The 18,313-nt window shown below is 68.7% G+C and carries 21 protein-coding genes; 9 read left to right on the top strand and 12 right to left on the bottom strand.

The genetic code is table 11. The features are described from left to right. Positions 1-24: 24 nt before the first annotated feature. Genes GO592_RS04950 through GO592_RS04970 form a run of 5 tightly spaced genes read right to left on the bottom strand, consistent with a single transcriptional unit; the run spans position 25 to position 2,518 of the window. Positions 25-600: a hypothetical protein gene (locus GO592_RS04950; protein ID WP_007298038.1), complete on the bottom strand. Its 576-nt coding sequence runs from the start codon at positions 598-600 to the stop codon at positions 25-27. Then, complete coding sequence (locus GO592_RS04955; protein ID WP_007298037.1) at positions 597-1,577, bottom strand: DUF6286 domain-containing Asp23/Gls24 family envelope stress response protein; 981 nt, start codon at positions 1,575-1,577, stop codon at positions 597-599. The genes GO592_RS04950 and GO592_RS04955 overlap by 4 nt, the downstream gene beginning before the upstream one ends. After that, complete coding sequence (locus GO592_RS04960; protein ID WP_005252219.1) at positions 1,570-1,749, bottom strand: hypothetical protein; 180 nt, start codon at positions 1,747-1,749, stop codon at positions 1,570-1,572. Before GO592_RS04960 ends, GO592_RS04955 begins: the two co-directional genes overlap by 8 nt. Further along, positions 1,746-2,060, bottom strand: coding sequence for an Asp23/Gls24 family envelope stress response protein (locus GO592_RS04965; RefSeq protein WP_005252220.1), 315 nt, complete (start codon positions 2,058-2,060; stop codon positions 1,746-1,748). Before GO592_RS04965 ends, GO592_RS04960 begins: the two co-directional genes overlap by 4 nt. Further along, complete coding sequence (locus tag GO592_RS04970) at positions 2,057-2,518, bottom strand: Asp23/Gls24 family envelope stress response protein (RefSeq protein WP_005252221.1); 462 nt, start codon at positions 2,516-2,518, stop codon at positions 2,057-2,059. Before GO592_RS04970 ends, GO592_RS04965 begins: the two co-directional genes overlap by 4 nt. Positions 2,519-2,707: 189 nt before the next feature. Between GO592_RS04970 and GO592_RS04975 the strand changes: the two genes are divergently transcribed. The 6 genes from GO592_RS04975 to GO592_RS05000 all read left to right on the top strand — a co-directional run bounded on the left by GO592_RS04975 (position 2,708) and on the right by GO592_RS05000 (position 6,976). Then, positions 2,708-3,235, top strand: a complete 528-nt coding sequence (locus GO592_RS04975) for a hypothetical protein (protein WP_007298036.1) — start codon at positions 2,708-2,710, stop codon at positions 3,233-3,235. Next, entirely contained in the window at positions 3,232-3,735 is a 504-nt protein-coding gene (locus tag GO592_RS04980; RefSeq protein WP_007298035.1) for a hypothetical protein, read from the top strand. Before GO592_RS04975 ends, GO592_RS04980 begins: the two co-directional genes overlap by 4 nt. A gap of 23 nt (positions 3,736-3,758) precedes the next feature. Continuing rightward, positions 3,759-4,202 (top strand): hypothetical protein, encoded by a 444-nt coding sequence (locus tag GO592_RS04985; protein ID WP_039951595.1) that lies wholly within the window; start codon positions 3,759-3,761, stop codon positions 4,200-4,202. A gap of 71 nt (positions 4,203-4,273) precedes the next feature. Next, positions 4,274-5,449: an acyl-CoA dehydrogenase family protein gene (locus GO592_RS04990; protein ID WP_007298034.1), complete on the top strand. Its 1,176-nt coding sequence runs from the start codon at positions 4,274-4,276 to the stop codon at positions 5,447-5,449. A gap of 9 nt (positions 5,450-5,458) precedes the next feature. Further along, positions 5,459-6,586: an acyl-CoA dehydrogenase family protein gene (locus GO592_RS04995; RefSeq protein WP_007298033.1), complete on the top strand. Its 1,128-nt coding sequence runs from the start codon at positions 5,459-5,461 to the stop codon at positions 6,584-6,586. Positions 6,587-6,772: 186 nt separating this feature from the next. After that, on the top strand, positions 6,773-6,976 hold the full coding sequence (locus GO592_RS05000; RefSeq protein WP_005252231.1) for a hypothetical protein: 204 nt from the start codon (positions 6,773-6,775) through the stop codon (positions 6,974-6,976). 7 nt (positions 6,977-6,983) lie between these two features. Here the strand turns inward: GO592_RS05000 and GO592_RS05005 are convergent, their stop codons facing one another. The 5 genes from GO592_RS05005 to GO592_RS05025 are packed head-to-tail and all read right to left on the bottom strand — an operon-like array spanning position 6,984 to position 14,200. Then, the gene (locus GO592_RS05005; RefSeq protein ID WP_007298032.1) at positions 6,984-8,144 is read right to left on the bottom strand and encodes a VWA domain-containing protein; all 1,161 of its coding nucleotides are present in this window, start codon (positions 8,142-8,144) and stop codon (positions 6,984-6,986) included. Beyond that, on the bottom strand, positions 8,141-10,309 hold the full coding sequence (locus GO592_RS05010; RefSeq protein ID WP_193385481.1) for a DUF5682 family protein: 2,169 nt from the start codon (positions 10,307-10,309) through the stop codon (positions 8,141-8,143). Before GO592_RS05010 ends, GO592_RS05005 begins: the two co-directional genes overlap by 4 nt. Further along, entirely contained in the window at positions 10,306-11,409 is a 1,104-nt protein-coding gene (locus GO592_RS05015) for an ATP-binding protein (RefSeq protein WP_007298030.1), read from the bottom strand. The genes GO592_RS05010 and GO592_RS05015 overlap by 4 nt, the downstream gene beginning before the upstream one ends. Further along, a complete protein-coding gene (locus GO592_RS05020) occupies positions 11,406-12,881 on the bottom strand; it encodes a DUF5691 domain-containing protein (protein ID WP_007298029.1) in 1,476 nt (491 codons plus the stop codon). The genes GO592_RS05015 and GO592_RS05020 overlap by 4 nt, the downstream gene beginning before the upstream one ends. After that, positions 12,878-14,200 carry an SWIM zinc finger family protein gene (locus GO592_RS05025; RefSeq protein WP_007298028.1) on the bottom strand — a complete coding sequence of 441 codons (1,323 nt, stop codon included), beginning with the start codon at positions 14,198-14,200 and terminating at the stop codon, positions 12,878-12,880. Before GO592_RS05025 ends, GO592_RS05020 begins: the two co-directional genes overlap by 4 nt. Positions 14,201-14,328: 128 nt before the next feature. On the opposite strand from GO592_RS05025, the gene GO592_RS05030 reads away from it, so the two are divergent. Then, positions 14,329-14,844 carry an SRPBCC family protein gene (locus tag GO592_RS05030; RefSeq protein ID WP_005564877.1) on the top strand — a complete coding sequence of 172 codons (516 nt, stop codon included), beginning with the start codon at positions 14,329-14,331 and terminating at the stop codon, positions 14,842-14,844. On the opposite strand, the gene GO592_RS05035 is transcribed toward GO592_RS05030, so the two are convergent. Beyond that, positions 14,790-15,218 carry an antibiotic biosynthesis monooxygenase gene (locus GO592_RS05035; protein ID WP_005564878.1) on the bottom strand — a complete coding sequence of 143 codons (429 nt, stop codon included), beginning with the start codon at positions 15,216-15,218 and terminating at the stop codon, positions 14,790-14,792. The genes GO592_RS05030 and GO592_RS05035 overlap by 55 nt on opposite strands. Before the next feature lie 68 nt (positions 15,219-15,286). Further along, complete coding sequence (locus tag GO592_RS05040) at positions 15,287-15,790, bottom strand: GNAT family N-acetyltransferase (RefSeq protein ID WP_007298027.1); 504 nt, start codon at positions 15,788-15,790, stop codon at positions 15,287-15,289. Positions 15,791-15,980: 190 nt separating this feature from the next. On the opposite strand from GO592_RS05040, the gene GO592_RS05045 reads away from it, so the two are divergent. Both GO592_RS05045 and GO592_RS05050 read left to right on the top strand, forming a co-directional pair. Next, positions 15,981-16,505 (top strand): MarR family winged helix-turn-helix transcriptional regulator, encoded by a 525-nt coding sequence (locus tag GO592_RS05045; RefSeq protein WP_007298026.1) that lies wholly within the window; start codon positions 15,981-15,983, stop codon positions 16,503-16,505. After that, positions 16,498-18,297, top strand: coding sequence for an AMP-dependent synthetase/ligase (locus GO592_RS05050; RefSeq protein ID WP_007298025.1), 1,800 nt, complete (start codon positions 16,498-16,500; stop codon positions 18,295-18,297). Before GO592_RS05045 ends, GO592_RS05050 begins: the two co-directional genes overlap by 8 nt. The last annotated feature ends 16 nt before the right edge of the window (positions 18,298-18,313 follow it).

Raw genomic sequence — 18,313 nt, forward strand, 5'->3', positions numbered from 1 at the left:
CTACCGAGACCGGAACGCCCCGCGTCAGCTTTCGACGTGGACCGGGTGGTCGGCGCGGTCGAGGTGGAGCAGGACCTGGGTGGCGACCTCTTCACCACCGAGGGTCGATGCGACCCACGACGCGACGTCCTCGGATTTGCGCGTGAAGTCGTAGATGTCGAGGGTGGGGTCGGCGGTCACGACGATCGACAGGGTGGGGAGGCCGCGTTCGATGACGGCGCGAGCGCGTGTCTGCCGGACTCCGGGGTACTGGGCGAGTTCACTGGCGACCCCGTTGGCGAGGGAGCCGAGGTCGACAGTCACGTAGGTGCCCGATTCGCGATCAGGTACGGCGACGGGGGACGTGCGTCGGCGGGTGAGGTCCAGGGCGAGGAGCACGATCCCGAAGACCAGTCCGACGACGACCGTGGCGGCGAGCGCCCAGCCCCACCAGTCCTGGTCGGGGAGTGCGGTGACACGCTCGCGGTCGTACCGCGACACCCATTCGCGGACGATCGGAACCTGGAGGTCCCAGGCCATGGCGTAGGCGCCGAACCCGAGAAGCGCGAGCCCGACGATCAGGACGATGAGCCGGTTGACGGCGGCGGTCCGATGTCTCACGGCTTCACCTGCACTCGGAGTTCGGGGGACGTGCCGAGCAGCGACAGCGTCGGTTCCACCGCCTCGCGGACGGAGATGGCCACGTCGCCGGCGGGTGTCGATTCGGTGCGCACCACGCGGACGGTGACGTGCTTGCGGTCGACCGTCGTGTGCGCCGACAGCACCCCGGGGACGGTCTTGGCGTGGCTACTGGAATTGCGAGCGAGGTCCGTGGGGCGCAGCCAGACGATCGGGGTGTCACCTACGGCGAGCGGCAGGTGGGTGCGCGGCCGCGGTTTGAGGGCCGCGACGATGAACACGACCCCCAGGACGATCGCGCCCGCCGCGGCGGGGACGATCCACTCGGACCAGTGCAGCCGGCCCAGCCATTGCACGGTGTTGCGGATCCAGGGCGCGTTGGCGAAGGTGCCGCGCATGATGAGCAGCTCACGCGCCGCAACGATCGCGAGACCGAGGGCCCCGACGGCGACGATGATTGCGGCGGGCACGGCGGCCGGGGTCGCACGAGGCGTGCGTGGCCGGATGGGTGCCACCGGGGCGGGCGGCACGGCCGGGTCGCCTTGTTCGGAGTAGCGGCTCTCGGTCGAACTGTCTTCGGGGGCTGCGGATTCCGTTCCGACGACCACGATGTTGAGTTCGATGACCGGCATCCCCGTCATCTGTTCGACCTGACGGTGCACCTGCGCGCGGAGCCGGCGGTTGACGAGGTCGAGGTGACACGGCCATTGCACCGCGATGTACAGGTTGATCGCGACGGCGCCCGCTCCCGTCGAGACGTCGGCTCGGGGCAGTTCCCGACCCGTCAGGCGAGACAGCCCACCGGACTGCTTGACGACGCCGGGTACCTGAAGCGCCGCGGCGACGGCGATCTTCACGACGGCGCGCTCCTTGATGACCAGTTCGCCGCGCAGGGCGGTGTCGTCGAGCGCCGCGTCGTCGTGGGGACCGGCGGGGGGTGCGGTGAAGGGTTCAGCCACGGCCGCGGCTTCGGAGGATGGCGCCGAGATCGAGGTGGCCGTCGCGGTGCGCGCCGACGGCCATGCCCAGCGCGCCGAGGAGGACGGCGAAGACGAATCCGCTGAAACCACCGAGGATGCCGGCGATGGCGAGAAGTAACCCGACGATCAGGCCTGTGATTGTGCTGTTCATTGAGCTTGTCCTGTCTCTGTCAGGAGATCTTCGATGGTCACGTCGACGGGGACGTCCACCAGCGATTCCACTGCGGCCCGCACTCTTTCGGCGGTGTCGACGACGTTGGCGGGGTAGCGCGCCGCGAGGTGGACGGCACAGGACGTGGGGCCGACGGTCACCCCGGTCACCCGGCGTCCGGGCAGGTAGGTCGCGACTTCACCGAACGCGCCGCCGTGCATCGCTGCCACCCCGGGGGTTGCGAGGACGGCAGCGACGATGCGTTCGGAGATGTCCTCGGCGTGGGTGTCCGGTGGAAGTGGTCCGGTCACTGCACCCTCGGTTTGCCGTCGAGCTCGGACGCGGCCTCGGATTCGTCGAACAGCATGACGTCGAAGACGGTGATGTTCACTTCGGTCACTTCGAGCCCGGTCATGCGCTCGACGGCCGCGATGACGTTGCGCCGGATGCCGACCGCGAGTTCGTGCAGTGCGACGCCGTATTCCGCGACGATGCCGATGTCGATGGCGGCCTGCTTCTCGCCGACTTCGACGGCGACGCCCTGGGCGTGGTTGACGCGGGCGCCGGGGATCCGATCGCGGAGAGCGCCGACAGCGCGTGCGGTGCCGCCGCCGACGTCGTAGACGCCGTTGATCTCACGGGTGGCGATACCGGCGATCTTGGCAACCACTGCGTCCGCGATGATGGTCCGTCCCTCGGAACTGACGAGTTCCGGCGTCGCCCCGGCACCGAACTGCACGCGGCTGCGTGCGCCTGAATCGCTGGTCATCGTGGATCCCCTTCGAGTCGCCTGCCTTCTCCTCAACAGTAATGATCACCGACCGTACGCGGGGTCTCCCACGCGCCTTTGCACCCGCGGATCTGCCGACGAATGACACCAAAAAATATTTGATATGACTACCCGGTAGCATCTGACGTGATGCAGGTAACAGAGGCGGGGCACGACGAAAGGAACTCCATGGCGGAAGAGCGCACCGGTGAGGACGCCGCTCCCCAGGCCCGGACGCCGGCCGTCACCGCGAGTGTGGTAATTCTGGCCGTCCTCGCGCTCGCGTTCGTCGCGGTCAGCGGCTACTTCGGCTACACGCACCGGCAGGCGGAGCAGGAGGCGCAGCAGAGATCCGAGATCCTCGATGCAGCGCGCCAGGGCGTCGTCGATCTGACGACGATGGACTTCGAGCGGGCCGACGAGGACGTGCAGAAGGTGCTCGACGGCTCGGCCGGAGAGTTCCGCGACGAATTCGAAGCCCGGTCCGCAGACCTGATCGCGGTCATGCAGGAGGCCAAGGTCAAGTCCCAGGGGGAGGTGCGCCAGGCTGCGATCGAGACGCAGAACGGCGACTCCGCAGACGTGCTCGTGGCGGTCGCGCAGAAGGTGTCCAACGCGGGCGGCGCTGCCGAGGAGCCACGCGGTCAGAGAATGCGCGTGACGATGCAACTCGAGGACGGCACATACAAGATCGTGAAGGCAGGGTTCGTGCAGTGAGTACCGACGCATCGCCGAAGTCGCGCAGACTCCTCCTGATCCTGGGCGCGCTCACCGCGGTCGCGGCCGTGCTGGCGGGGGTTCTGTACTTCACGCTCTACCGGCCCGACCAGCGCGTCGACGACACCGTCCGCGCCGCCGTCACCGACACCGCTTCGCAGGGCGCGATCGCCCTGCTGTCGTACGAGCCGGACACGGTGGAGAACGACGTCGGCGCCGCAAAGGAACGCCTGACGGGGGAGTTCCTCGACTACTACACCCAGTTCACGACGGACGTCGTCGTCCCCGCGGCCAAGGAGAACCAGGTGGCCACCCAGGCGACGGTGGCCGCGTCCGGTCCGGTCGAGGTGGCGGCCGACACCGCGACCGTGCTTTTGTTCGTCAACCAGACCACCACCAGTGCGGCGAAACCGGAACCGGCGGTGACGGCGACGAGCATCAACGTCGAGCTGACCAAGTCCGGCGAGAACTGGCTGATTTCCGGCTTCGATCCGGTCTAGCCGCACGGGTAGCGTTGGCGCCCATGAGTACTCTTCGAGAGGTCGGCGTCCGCGAGTCGTGGCGCTGCTGGCTGTGTGACGAACCGGTGGATCCCGACATGTCGGTCAACGATCCGCGCGGCCCCAGTATCGACAGCGTCGTCACCGCGAAGAAGGCCAAGGCGAAGGGCGGCGTCGAACGCCTCGCTCACCGTGCGTGCAACACCAAGAAGGGCGCCGTCAAACCGGTCGTGCCGTGGCCCGACCGGTTGTTCGTCGTCGATCCCGCTCCGATCATCGGTGTGGTCGAACAGCTCGGCCGCAAGGGTGGCCGGGTGGCGGTGGCGCGGTGCCCGGGCAAATCGGACGCCGAGGACGCGGCGGCGTGGTTGCTCGACAGGTTGTCCCGTCTCGCACCGGAACTGAACGTCGAGACGCAGATCGATGCCGCCGGTGGTGCGTACCTGCTCGTCCTCCGCACCGCCTGACCTGTGAGCCGCACGAGGGAGTAACGTCGGGACCAGAACATGAATCCGACCTCGAGTGCGAAGGAATTCCGATGAATCTGGCCTTGACCGACGAGGAGCTGGCGTTCCGCGACGAGATGCGAACGTTCTTCACCACGCAGATTCCGGCGGAGATCCGCGAGCGGTATGCGCGTGGAGAAGAAGTGGGGAAGGAAGGGTTCATCGAGTCCCAGCGGATTCTGAACGCCAACGGTCTCGCGACGCCGCACTGGCCGGTCGAGTGGGGCGGCCGCGACTGGACGCCGGTGCAGAAGCACATCTGGCTCGACGAACTGCAGTTCGCGTCGGTGCCCGAGCCGCTCGCGTTCAACACCAGCATGGTCGGCCCGGTCATCGCGGCCTTCGGTTCGCAGGAGCAGAAGGAGAAGTTCCTTCCCCCGACCGCCAACCTCGACATCTGGTGGTGCCAGGGTTTCTCCGAACCCGAGGCCGGCTCCGATCTCGCGTCGCTGAAGACCCGCGCCGTCCGCGACGGCGACGACTACGTGATCAACGGCCAGAAGACGTGGACCACGCTGGCGCAGCACGCCGACTGGATCTTCGTCCTCGCTCGCACCAACCCGGACGCCCCCAAGAGGCAGGCCGGTATCTCGTTCATCCTCGTCGACATGAAGACGCCCGGCGTCACGGTGCGCCCGATCAAGTTGATCGACGGCGGCTACGAGGTCAACGAGATCTTCTTCGAGGACGTGCGCGTGCCGGCCGAGAACCTCGTGGGCGAGGAGAACCAGGGCTGGAGCTACGCCAAGTTCCTGCTCGGCAACGAGCGCACCGGTGTGACCCGGCTGGGATTCTCCAAAGTCCGTCTCGCGCAGGCGAAGGAACGCGCAGCCGAGATCTCGGTCGGCGAGGGGACGCTGCTCGACGATCCGCTGTTCGCCGCCCGGATCGCCGAGTTGGAGAACGAGATCATCGCGCTCGAACTCACCCAGCTGCGGGTGGTGGCCAGTTCGGCGGACGGCAAGCCGAACCCGGCGTCGTCGCTGCTGAAGCTGCGCGGGTCCGAACTGCAGCAGGCCACCCTCGAACTGCTCACCGACGTCGCGGGACCCGACTCCCTGCCCTTCGCCGCAGGTGACGGCATCTCCTCGCCGCTCTGGGCGCAGCGGACGACTCCGACGTATCTGAACTACCGCAAGGTTTCCATCTACAGCGGATCGAGCGAAGTGCAGCGCAGCATCATCGCCTCCTCGATCCTCGGATTGTGAGGGCGTGACATGGACTTCGAACTGACCGACGAACAGAAACTGCTGCGCGACACCACGCGTGAACTGCTGGGCCGCAGCTACGACGCGGAGAAGCGCAACGCCGTCACCGACACCGAGCAGGGGTGGAGCCCGCAGGTGTGGAAGCAACTCGCCGAGGTGGGACTGCTGGGCCTGAGCTTCGACGAGGAAGACGGCGGAATGGGCGCCGGACCGGTCGAGGTCGCATCGGTGATGACCGAGATCGGCCGCCGCCTCGCGCCCGAACCCGTCCTCGACGCCGTGCTCGTCCCCGGCGGCCTGATCGCCGCGGCAGGCAGCACGGAGCAGCGCCGCCGGATTCTGCCCGACGTGTCGGAGGGCAACCTCCTGCTGGCCTTCGCGGATCGGGAACCAGGTGTGCGCTGGCCGTCGACCCAGGTGTCCACGTCCGCGAAGAAAGACGGCGACGCGTGGACCCTCACCGGTACCAAGAACCCTGTTCCGCACGGCGGTAGCGCGAACACACTGGTCGTCACGGCGGCACTCCCGGACGGTGGGGTCGGACTGTTCCTCGTCGACGCCGGCGCCAGCGGCCTGACCCGCACAGCCTACGCGACCCACGATGGACTGCGGGCCGCGCAGGTGGAACTGTCGGACACCCCGGCGGAGCCCCTCGGTGAGGGCGGCGACGCGTCGTCGGCGATCGAGAGTGCGCAGATCCGGGCGCAGGCGGCGCTGTGCGCGGAGGCCGTCGGCGCGATGGAGGAGGCGCTGCGGCTGACCACCGAGTACCTGAAGACCCGCAAGCAGTTCGGTGTCCCGATCGCGAAGTTCCAGACGCTCACGCACCGTGCGGCCGACATGTACGTGCTGCTGGAACTGGCTCGCAGCATGAGTCTCTACGCGACGATGTCGCTGGCCGACGGAACCGTCGATCCGGTGGTCGCCTCGCGCGCCAAGCTGCAGATCGGCCGCTCCGCCCGCACGATCGGGCAGGAAGCGATCCAGATGCACGGCGGCATCGGCATGACGGCCGAGTATCCGGTCGGACACTACGTGAGCCGGCTGACGGCCATCGAGCACACCCTCGGCGGGTCCGACGACCACCTGCGGGTGCTCGCGTCGGCGACCACCCAGGGGACCGTCAGCATCATCTAGCCGCCCCCGTGAGTACTTATTAACCGCCCGCGGTTAATAAGTACTCACGGGTCCAGGTCTCGGATTGGTATCGGAAAGAGCGTTTTCGACGTGTCGCACAGGGACCCCAGTGTGACGCGGCTAACGTTCTGCGCGCACACCAGAACTCACGGGGGATGTACGTAATCTCGGTGAAGGAGCATTGCTATGGGGTCCGGTCCAGTCAAAGCGATCATGTGGAGCCTGCTTTTCGTGGGACTCGTCGGTGCGGGAGTCGGGATCTCCGAACTGCACGTTCCCTGGACGGTCGCATCGCTGATCGTCGCCTCGGTCTCCGGACTGGTCCTGCTCAGGATCCGCGCCGACGCGCACCCCGAACTGCACAGCGACCGCCGGATGGCTGCCGGCTGACTCCCGGTCATTCCGTCTGGAGACTGTCGGCCCACCTGCCGATATCGCCGCGTTCCAGTGCGAGCGCCAGCAGTTCCGGGAACTTGTCCGGTGTGCAGGCGAACGCGGGAATGCCGAGCCCACCCAGGGCCGCCGCATTGTCGTGATCGAACGACGGGGCGCCGTCGTCGGACAGTGCCAGCAGAACAACCACCTGGACGCCTGCGTTCTTCATCGCCGCCATCCGCCGCAGCATCTCCGCGCGGATCCCGCCCTCGTACAGGTCCGAGATCAGCACGAACAGCGATTCCGTCGGCCTGTCGATCAGTGACTGGCTGTAGGCGATGGCCCGGTTGATGTCGGTGCCGCCGCCGAGTTGCGTGCCGAACAGCACGTCGACCGGATCGGACAGCTTGTCGGTGAGGTCGACGACCGCCGTGTCGAACACGACCAGCGACGTCTTCAGCGCCCGCATCGAGGCGAGCACCGCGCCGAACACGGACGCATACACGACGCTCGACGCCATCGACCCGGACTGGTCGATGGCGAGGACTACGTCGCGGTGCACGGCCTGCGATCGGCGGCCGTATCCGAGCAGTCGCTCCGGCACCACCGTCTTGTATTCGGGCAGGTAGTGCGCGAGGTTGGCGCGGATGGTGCGATTCCAGTCGATGTCGCGGTACTTGGGGTTGGTGATGCGGGCCGACCGGTTCAGGGCACCGGTGACGGCGGTCCTGGTCTTCTGCGCGATCCGTTCCTCCACCTCCCGGACCACTTTCTCGACGACCATCCGGGCGGTTGCCTTGCTGGTCTCGGGCATCACCCGGTTCAGGCTCAGCAGCGTGCCGACGAGGTGGACGTCCGGTTCGACGGCGTCGAGCAGTTCGGGTTCGAGGAGCAGCTGGGTGAGGCCGAGTCGGTCGATGGCGTCCTTCTGCATCACCTGCACGACGGTGCTCGGGAAGTAGGTACGGATGTCGCCGAGCCAGCGGGCGACCTTCGGCGCCGATCCGCCGAGACCCGCGCCGCGACGGCGGCTCTTCGACCCTTCGCTGCTGGTGTCGTACAGGGCGGCCAGAGCGCCGTCCATCGCGGTGTCCGTCTTGGACGCGAGACCGCCGGTGGACTCCTCGGCGGCGTTGCCGAGCAGCAGCCGCCACCGTCGGAGCCGCTCCGCATCTTCGGTCACGATGTCACCCCCAGAATGTCCGCGACGGTCCGGACCGCGATCGTGCCCCGACGAGCGTCGATCTCGGCGCGGGCATCTTCCGTGGACCCGCCCTCCACGGACTGCCCGATCGCCCGGCGTTCCCCGGTTTCGAAGCCGCCGAACGTGCGCCGCAGCAATGGCAGCACGTCGACGAAGTCCTGCTCGCGCAGTCCCGACACCCAGCCGTCGAGCAGTCGCAGCAGCTGCCGGTCGTGGACCAGCAGCAGACCTCCGCCGCCGAGGAAGCCGTCCACCCACCCCGCCTTGGCGGAGGGATCGGCGCCGACGGACAGCGCCCGCGACAGTCGGGTGGCGGACTCGGTTTCGCTGACGGTGCCTGCGTCGCGGAGCAATCGGACCATGCGTCCGATCACGAGGCCGTTCACGTCGCTGCGGTCGACGAGGCCGGCGAGCGTGCCGAGCCACCGCGTCGACGCACGATCGTCGTCGCGCAGCATCACCGCCGCATGGACGTCGTCGACGGCGCGGCGCAGGTCGAGTGCGCTGTCGTCGTCCAGACCCGACAGCGCCGAGGGCAGTCCCGCGCAGATGCGGACGAGCAGGCTGTCGGTGACGCGGGTGAGGGACGAGACGTCGGTGCCGCGGACGTCGCCGTATCGCAGCGTGCGGGTGAGCGCGGGCAGGGCATCCATCAGGTGCATCACGTCGTGGTCGAGCGTGGCCGCGGTCTCCAGCGCGCGCAGCAACTCGGCCAGCGCATCTCCGAGATCCGACAGCAGGGCCTGCTCGAGCAGCCCGGTGAGCCGGGCGAGGGAGACGTCACCGGACGAGGCCTCCTCGCGCACCTTCGCTGTCGCCGCGGCCTCGACGGTGGTGCCCCACAGCGACGCCTCGATGATCGAGACCGCCAGTTCGGGTTTCCAGGTGAGGGACCACGTCTCGCGGAACGTGCCGGTGCCGCGGACGTCGCTGTCGGCCGGGGTGCCCCAGCCGACACCGAGGATCTGCAGGCGGTGCAGGAGCCGGGACCGCGCGACGTCGTTGTCTCGGCGCAGGTCGAGGTCGATGGTCTTCTCGGTGGCCTGCTGCTTGAGCCGCAGGGTCTTCGCCCGCGCCCGCAGGTCGGCGTCGAGGGGAACCGTCGGGGTGTCGTCCGGGACGGCGCCGAGGGCCTCGCCGACGACGAGTCGCCGTGTGATGAGGTCGAGCAGGACGTCGTCGCCGTCGCACATCACGGCGCGGGTGGCCTCGGTGACCTCGGAGAGACCGGCCAGCGGCCGCGCACGCATCGCTGCCAACGTGTCTGCGAGACGGACGGATTCGATGACATGCGCACTCGATACCGGAAGGTCCTCGTCCCGCAGCACCCGCGCGACCTTGGTGAGCCATCGGGTGATCGTGCGGTCCGGTGCGGTGAACAGGTGGTGATACCAGCCGGGGGACGTGATCCCGGCGCCGTACCCCGACGCCGCGGACAGTCGTGAGTGCGTCCACGGCACCCACGTCAGCGAGGTCTTGATCTTGGGGATTCCCTTGAGGATTCGCGCGTCCGCGGTGGCCGGTCCGAGAGGTCCGGCGAGTGCCGGGGCGTGCCAGGCGCCGCACACCACCGCGATCCGCTGGGCGCCGCCCTTGATCACCTTCCGCAGCGTCTGGCGCATGTACGCCTCGCGCCTGCTGGTGGGTTCGTCGAGTTCGACGGTGTCCCGCAGCGCGGTCATGGCCTCGGTGATCGCGTCGAACGAGTCGGGGCTCGAACCTGATTCGATGACGGCGTCCCACCAGCGTTCGGTGTCGTCGTAGCCCGCCGCGGCGGCCAACTGGGTCAGCGGATCCTCGGAACGGGGGTCGGAGTCGTCGGCGGCGAGGGTGTTGGCGGCCGGAAGGTCGCAGAAGCGGACGTCGACACCGCGCCCGGCCGCCCACGACAGCGCCTGCCACTCCGGGGAGAACACGGCGAACGGCCAGAATGCCGCCGTCCTGGGCTCCCCGGTGGCATACGCGAGCAGGGCCACCGGAGGTTCCATGGTGTCGGAGGCGGTCAACGTGACCAGCGGATCGGCGTCCGCGGGCCCTTCGATGAGGACGGCGTCGGGGACGAATTCGTCGAGCGCGCGACGCACCGATCGTGCCGAACCGGGCCCGTGGTGGCGGATGCCGAAGACACGGACGTCGGAGTTCACCCGGTGACCTCGCGGCACGCCCGGTAGAAGTCGGCCCAGTCCTCCCGTTCGCGGACCACGGCCTCGAGGTATTCGGTCCACACCACCTTGTCGGCCACCGGGTCCTTCAGCACCGACCCGAGGATGCCGGCGGCGACGTCGGACGGACGGAGCACCCCGTCGCCGAAGTGCGCCGCGAGGGCGAGTCCGTTGGTGACGACCGAGATCGCCTCCGCCGTCGACAGCGTTCCGGACGGCGACTTCAGTTTGGTGCGGCCGTCGCCGGTGACGCCCGACCGGAGTTCGCGGAACACGGTGACCACGCGCCGGATCTCGTCGACGGTCGCCGGGATTTCCGGCAGTTCCAGCGAGGACCCGAGTTGCTCGACGCGCCGAGCGACGATGGCGACCTCGTCCTCCTCGTTGGCGGGCAGGGGCAGGACCACCGTGTTGAACCGCCTGCGCAACGCGGAGGACAGTTCGTTGACCCCGCGGTCGCGGTCGTTCGCGGTGGCGATCAGGTTGAAACCCTTGGCGGCCTGCACCTCGGTGCCCAGTTCGGGGATGGGCAGCGTCTTCTCCGACAGCACGGTGATGAGTGCATCCTGCACATCGGCGGGAATGCGGGTGAGCTCTTCGACCCGTGCGATCCGCCCGCCCTGCATGGCCGTCATGACGGGGGACGGAACGAGCGCGCCCGCTGTCGGGCCCTCGGCGAGAAGCCTCGCGTAGTTCCAGCCGTACCGGATGGCCTCCTCCGGTGTCCCCGACGTTCCCTGGACGAGCAGGGTCGACTCGCCGGAGACCGCCGCCGACAGGTGTTCGGACACCCACGTCTTGGCGGTTCCGGGGACACCGAGCAGGAGCAACGCGCGATCGGTCGCGAGCGTCGCGACGGCCACTTCGATGAGCCGGCGGGGACCGACGTACTTGGGGGTGATGACGGTGCCGTCGTCGAGTTCGCCGCCGAGCAGGTACGTCACGACCGCCCACGGAGACAATTTCCACGACGGTGGCCGGGGCCGGGTGTCGTGCGCGGCGAGGGCGGCGAGTTCGTCGGCGTAGGCCTGCTCGGCGTGGGGTCGTAGCAGGTCGGCCTGGGCGGCCGCGATCTCGGTCACTCGAGCTCCTTCAGGACTGTTCTGCGGTGGTCGATGTTGGTGGCGACAGTGGCGAATGCCTGGTGCCAGCCGGGATCACGGGTGCGTTCGGCGGCCGTTCGGAGAAGCGGCGCCGCAGCGAACGGGAAGTGCGTCTCGGCGCTGCGGAGGGTCGAGTAGTGGCTGTGCCGGGAAAACTGCCCGAGGTCCTTGCCGGTGTCGGCGTGCCGCCCGGCGACGTCCTCGAGGCGAGCGATCACCCGCTCGGCCAGGTCGAGCGGCCAGGGGTGGGGCAGACCGTCGAACAGTGCGGCGCCGTCGACGCCCAGCAGGTAGGAGTCGGCGCGACCCGACAGGATGTATGCGAGGCGTTCGCGGGCGGGGACGATCGGTACGACGCGACGTTCGGTCTTCCGCCCTTCGCGGTGCAGCAGAGCCGACGCCCAGCGCGGATTGCGTTGCAGCACAGTGGCGGTGGTCCACGCCTCCATCATCACCTCCCGCCACTGGTCTTCGATCCGGATCTCCAACGCGGTGGAGGCGGAGCCGATCATGCCTTCCCACACCGACAAGGGGGCTGCGGTGACCACCATCCGCAACCACCAGCTGCGGATTCCCTTGTTCTTGAAGTGGACGTCCTCGATGCCGTCGCGACGGGCCGAATCGTCCAGGGAACCGGGCATGTTCACCACGAGACGGGTACGCAGCGGCTTCTTCTCCACCCGCACCCATGCCCGGGCGCGAGCGGCCATTCGCCCGGCGTATGCGGAGTTCGGCAGCTGCCGCAGCAACTGGACCGCCTGCTGGCGCACCTCTTTCCGCCGGTCGTCGAGTGCGTGCTCGAGCAAGGCGGAGTCGGCGTCACTCAGCCCCGTTCCCAGAACGGCGATGAACGCCGCCCGGTGCTCGCCCCGTTCGGAATCCCAGGTGCGGCTCAATTCGGCCATCGCGATCGCCGGGTTCACCGCTCGCATGGTCGTGAGCCATTGCAGTCGTTCCTGGTGTGCGCCGTGTGTCCACACGTCGGTGCGATCGGACCGGCGGACCAGCATCGACCAGTCCGGGTTCTGCGCGGCGAGCCACTGGCCGCGGGAACCCACCAGTCGGAGAATGCTCTCGCGGTGGGTGTCGTTGGTGCGGGCCGAGGTCATCAGGTCGGCGACGAGATGATCCGGCGCGCGGTAATCCCGCTCGGCCACGACCGCGAACCACTCGGTGAGCGTCCACGACTTGGCCGCGAGCAACTGCATCAGATGCGACGCGGACGCGGGTGGCAACTGCAGCCTCGGATCGTCCTCGGCGGGTGCGGGCAGCACGCGCGCGGAGGCGGCGACCCCGCCGTCGCGGTAGGCGTTCTCGAGGGCGGCGGCGCCCAGCAGAGTCTCCGCCGGATCGCCGCTGACCGAGTGTGCCAGTTCACCGGTGGCCAGATCCTCGAACGACGGGACGGTCCGTGCCGTGCCGAGCAGGGCTGCGGACAGGAGTTCGCTCATCGCCGACTCCCCACGGCCGAGGGTGTACCGGCCCCGAGTGGGTACACGTCGCCGCGATCGAACACGGACACGGGAACCAGCGATTCGCTGTTCCACTCACCGAACACGGTGACGGGACGGCCGCCGGACATTCCGAGGAGCCGCCACAGGACCGGGTCTTCGCCGGACAGCGGCAACGCGCGCCCCTGCGCGTCGACGACGAACCAGTGTCCGTCGTCGAATGCCGGGGTGACGCCGGTGAGCAGAGCCGGCCACGAGCGGACCCACGGGTCGGCTCCGACCGCGGCGGCGAAGTGGTCGAGAGCGGTGTCGATGTCGCTCGGTGCGACGGTGGTGAACGGTTCGGGGGTTTCGTGGGCGTCGCCGAACTGGGCGCGCAGCGGTGCGGCGCCGGGGTAGAAGTGCAGGGTGGCGTCGACGAGCGATCCAAGCGGCGGGACCACTGTGGAGAAGTTCGCGGAGCCGTGTGCGAAGTCGAGGAGGATCGCGCGGCGACCGTGGTCGCGGCCGATCAACCACACCTTGCGGGTGAAGAGGCGCTTCTCCTCGGTGGTCTGCATTCCCAGGACCATCCACCGGTCGCGGACTCCCGGCTCGCTGCGCACGCTGTCGGTGGCCACCGGGTATCCCACGTGCGCGCGCACCGACGCCTGCAGGGGTTCCGGTAGTTCGCTCAGGCGGCGATGGGCGACGACGAGAAGGTGCAGCCTGGCGTACTCGCGGAGCAACCGGTCCGGCCAGTCTGCTCGAGTGGCCACGACGATCGGCAGGCGACGCAGGGCGGACGCGACGCCGGGCGCCTGGGCGTCGACCATCCGGGCCGCGATGGCGTCGAACGCGGATGCCGAGATGTCGGCTGCGCCGAGCCCGCCGCGGATCTGGTCGGTGAGCCACAGGTCGAGTTCGTCGAGGCCCGCCGTCACCCGCTCGGCCCGGCGTTCGGTGGCCTTCACACCGGCCGTCTTGGTGGCCGGAGCCGCCGGAGCGGCTGCCCGCCCGGCCCTGCGGCTGAGCCATTCCGCCGCGAACGGGGGCGGTTCGGACTGCTCCGGGACCCGGCCCCGCGACCAGATCAGCAGCAGGCCGAGCGTGTGTTTGCAGGGAAATTTCCGGCTCGGGCACGAGCAGTTGTACGCCGGCCCGGACAGGTCGACGACCGATCGATAGGGGCTCTTGCCGCTGCCCTGGCACAGTCCCCAGAGCGCGCCGCCGTTGCTGCCCGTCTCCGACCACGCGGCCGACAGCTTTCCTGCGGCAGCGAGCGAGCCGGCATCGGGCGCGACCGATGCGACCTGTCCCTCCGACCAAGGCGACGTCACTCCGTCACCGTAGGGGAGTTGTCCGACAGGAAGGGAGGAGGGTGGCCGGAATTGTGGCCCAACTTCGGTGTAGACGTCGGTCTCCCGTGTCAAGCTGTCGTCAGGTACGACAGCGAGGGAGTGGGCCGGTGATCCACGGAAGGTATTTCGAGTTCAAGGGTCGTCCCGCCGTGCGGTTCCGGTGCACGTACCCGTTTCCCGTCCAGAGGCTGTGGGAGGCGGTGTCCGAGCCGGACGAGCTTGCACAGTGGTTTCCGTCACGGGTCCGCCTCGACACCTACGCCGGTGGCGACATCGAGTTTTTTCCGGAACCGCACAGCGACCCGGAGACGGGGACGGTCCTCGTCTACGGCGCCCCGTGCACGCTCGCGTTCACGTGGGGCGGGGACGAGATCCACTTCGAGGTCGAGCCGACCGCGGACGGGTGCGCCCTGACGCTCGTCAACGTTCTCGAGGTCCGCAACACTGCGGCCAGGAACGCCGCCGGGTGGAGTGTCTGCCTCGCCGACCTCGACCGGCACCTCGACGGGTCCGACGCGCCCGGTCACCGTGGAGATGCGTCCGCGGACTGGCGGCCGTTCTACCAGACCTATTTGGGAGAGGGGATGCCGTCCGGTGCGCAGATCCCGGGCGAGTCCGCCTGATCGCGGCCGTCGGCAGTCCGGCGGCGAGGGCGTTCGAACAGGCTCTCCACGTCCGACGCCGGCTCGTCCGGTTCCTCGACCGCGATGTTCCCGCCGGTCCTCAGCCACCCGTTCCGCAGTGAAGACGTCAACCAGTTGTCCAGCGCGGCTTGGGTTTCGAACTTCAGCACGATCACGCAGACATCCGAGGTGCTGCTCTCCTTGAGCCATCCTCCGCCGAGGAATCCGGGAAACAGCCGGGCGAGCCCGAGTCCGGTCTGGATCCAATCGGCGAATTCCTCGTCGCAGCCGGGAAGGACCCGGCGGACGATGGTCGTCGTGACGGACGCATCCACAGGCCCGGCTGTTCCGGCGCCCTCGGCCGCGTGCTCCATCGTTTCCTACCTCGGTTCCCGCTCACCCCCATGACACGTGCCACCTCAAACTACCAGCGGATACGAGCTCACAGGTCGTAGAAGGGCGCGGCGTACCTGAACGTGCCGGACATGCTCGGATCCCAGCGAGCGAGCAGGCGAACCTGGAAGTGGGACGACCACGAGGGCTGGTCCGGCTCGATCCCGACCGACGTTCCGGAGACGAAGCCGAACCGCGGGTAGTAGTCGAGGTGACCGAGCAGTGCCACCAGGGGTTCGTCCCTGGCGTCGGCGCCGCCGAGCGCGGCGTGCATCAGTGCCGAACCCACGCCGTCGCGCTGGAGGCCGGGGAGCACGCCGATCGGGCCGAGCGCGAGTACGTCCGTGGAGTCGACTGTCGCGCGGGTCAGGCACACATGACCGGCGACGGACCCCGCCACTTCGGCGACGAGGGACAGCTGCGGAACCCACGCGTGGCTCGAGCGCAACCGGGTCACGAGGCCGACCTCGAGGGGAGCGTCACCGTCGAACGCCTGCCGGTGCACCGCCGCCACCGCGTCGATGTCGCCCGGATTCTCGCGTCTGATCAGCATGCGGACAGAGTGCATCGACGGGCCCGCGCCCGCAACGGATTTCTGACGGCGCCCGTTGTCCGGCCGGTAGCGGTGGACGGAAAGCGTTCTCCAATTGTGACCGTGTGACGTCTCCGGCCGAATGAATTTCCGGAGCATCGATAGCAGTATGGGCAGAACGTGAGTCGAGCAAACGACAACCGGAATCGAGGTGCGGGTGGTCGAGGCCAGAGTGGTCGGATACAGTTGCGGTGTGCAACACAACGAGGTCGAGCCGGAGGAAACGCCCGCATCGGGCGTGGTGGCCGTCCATGACGAACTCGTCCGCCTCGTCCGTCAACTGGTTGCCGGTGACCGCCCTCCCGTCGGATCCCCGACGTTCGCTCAACATTCGCTGCTCTCCTTCGTCGCCCGCAACCCGGGATGCCGGGCCACCCAGATCTCGGACGCATTCGGCGTGCACCGCTCCACCGTGTCGCGTCAACTCCGGGGCTGCATCGACGAGGGGTGGGTGCACGCCGAGCCGGGACCGCTCCGCAGCGGTCACCCGCTGAGCCTCACCGACGGCGGGGTCGCGGTGCTGGCCGGCGCCGACGCACGCCGCGTTGAGGAAGTACGCGACCGGGTCGCCTCGTGGTCGGACGGCGAAATCGCCGCGTTCGCCCGGCACCTCCGGAAATTCCGCCAGGGCGGCGACACAGACCGTGACAGCATCGGAGACGACACCCGTGCGTGAGTACACCAGCGCCCCGACGTTCACCGTCTCCGACCACGAGAACGCCGTGCTGAGGGTGTTCGCGCACGCAGAGAGCCATCCGGATCGGGTGATGTACACCCGCCCGGAGTCCGGCGGATGGGTCGACGTGACGGCCAAGGACTTCGGCGCGCTCGTCGTCGGGGTCGCGAAGGGTTTGATCGCAAACGGTGTCCAGCCCGGCGACCGCGTGGCACTGCTGTCGTCGACGAGATTCGAATGGTCGCTGCTCGACTACGCGATCTGGGCGGCGGGCGCCGCGTCCGTTCCGATCTACGACTCGTCCTCACACGACCAGATCCGGTGGATCATCGAGGATTCGGGGGCCGTCGCCGCGCTCGTGGAGACGCCGGCCCACGCGTCGAGTTTCGCGGGCGACGGCATCCCCTACACGCTGAAGCGGATCCTCACCATCGACGAGGACGCGGTGGGCACGCTCATCAGGGACGGATTGTCGATCGACGATTCCGAGGTGTTCAAACGCGTGGTGGCGCTGACCGCCAACGATCTCGCCTCGCTCGTGTACACGTCCGGGACCACGGGCCGTCCCAAGGGCTGCATCCTCACCCACCGGAACTTCCTGTCGGAGGTGCGGGCGTTGCTCGCGGCACCGATCGGTGACGTCGCCCGGCCGGGCAACCGGGTCCTGACGTTTCTTCCACTGGCACACGTGCTGGCGCGCGCGGTGTCGCTGGCGATGTTCGAGGCCGGCGCGATTCAGGCGCACTGGTCCGACTTCGGCACGGTCACGGGCGAATTCGAACGGTTCCGGCCCAACACCATTCTCGGTGTTCCCCGCGTGTTCGAGAAGGTGCGGGACGGTGCGGCGCGCAAGGCGTCGTCGGCGGGCGGCCTGCAGAAACGGATCTTCGACTTCGCCGAGGCCACGGCGGTGGCGTACAGCGAGGCCCAGGACGCGGGTGGTCCGTCGCTGCGGCTCCGGCTCGAGCGTGCGCTCGCCGACAAGCTCGTCTACGCGAAACTCCGTGCCGCCCTGGGCGGCGACTGCTGGTGGGCGATCTCGGGTGGCGGGGCGCTCATGCCGAGGCTCGGTCATTTCTTCCGCGGCATGGGAGTTCCGGTCTACGAGGGCTACGGTCTCACCGAATCGACTGCCGCGCACTGCGTGAACGTCCCCGGTGTCCAGAAGATCGGGACGGTCGGTCAGCCCCTGAGCGGCAACAGTGTGCGCATCGCCGAGGACGGTGAGATCGAACTGCGCGGCGGCGTCGTGTTCGGCGGCTACTGGCGCAACGAACACGCCACCCGGGAAGTGCTGGACGACGGCTGGTTCCGCACCGGCGACCTCGGCGACCTGGACGACGAGGGCTACCTCACCATCACCGGCCGCAAGAAGGATCTGCTGATCACCGCAGGCGGCAAGAATGTGTCGCCGGGACCCCTCGAAGACCGGCTGCGCTCGCACACCCTCGTCTCGCAGGCCGTGGTGGTGGGGGACGGCCGCCCGTTCGTCGGTGCCCTGCTGACCGTCGATCCGCAGGAATTCGACAAGTGGAAGTCCGCGCACGGCAAGCCGTCCGACGCCGCGGTCGCGGACCTCCGCGACGACGAGGAGCTGCGCGGGGATCTGCAGGACGCGGTGGACGACGCAAACACCACCGTGTCGCACACGGAGTCGATCAAACGGTTCGTCGTCCTAGGCCGCGACCTCACGGAGGCCGACGGGGAATTGACCGCCACCCTGAAGATCAAGCGTCGCGTGGTGACCGAGCGCTTCGCCGACGACATCGCGAGCCTGTACCGGCGGGGCTGACCCGCTACGGTGGCGG

The organism is Rhodococcus sp. 21391 (assembly GCF_016772255.1).
GTDB lineage: Bacteria > Actinomycetota > Actinomycetes > Mycobacteriales > Mycobacteriaceae > Rhodococcus_F > Rhodococcus_F opacus.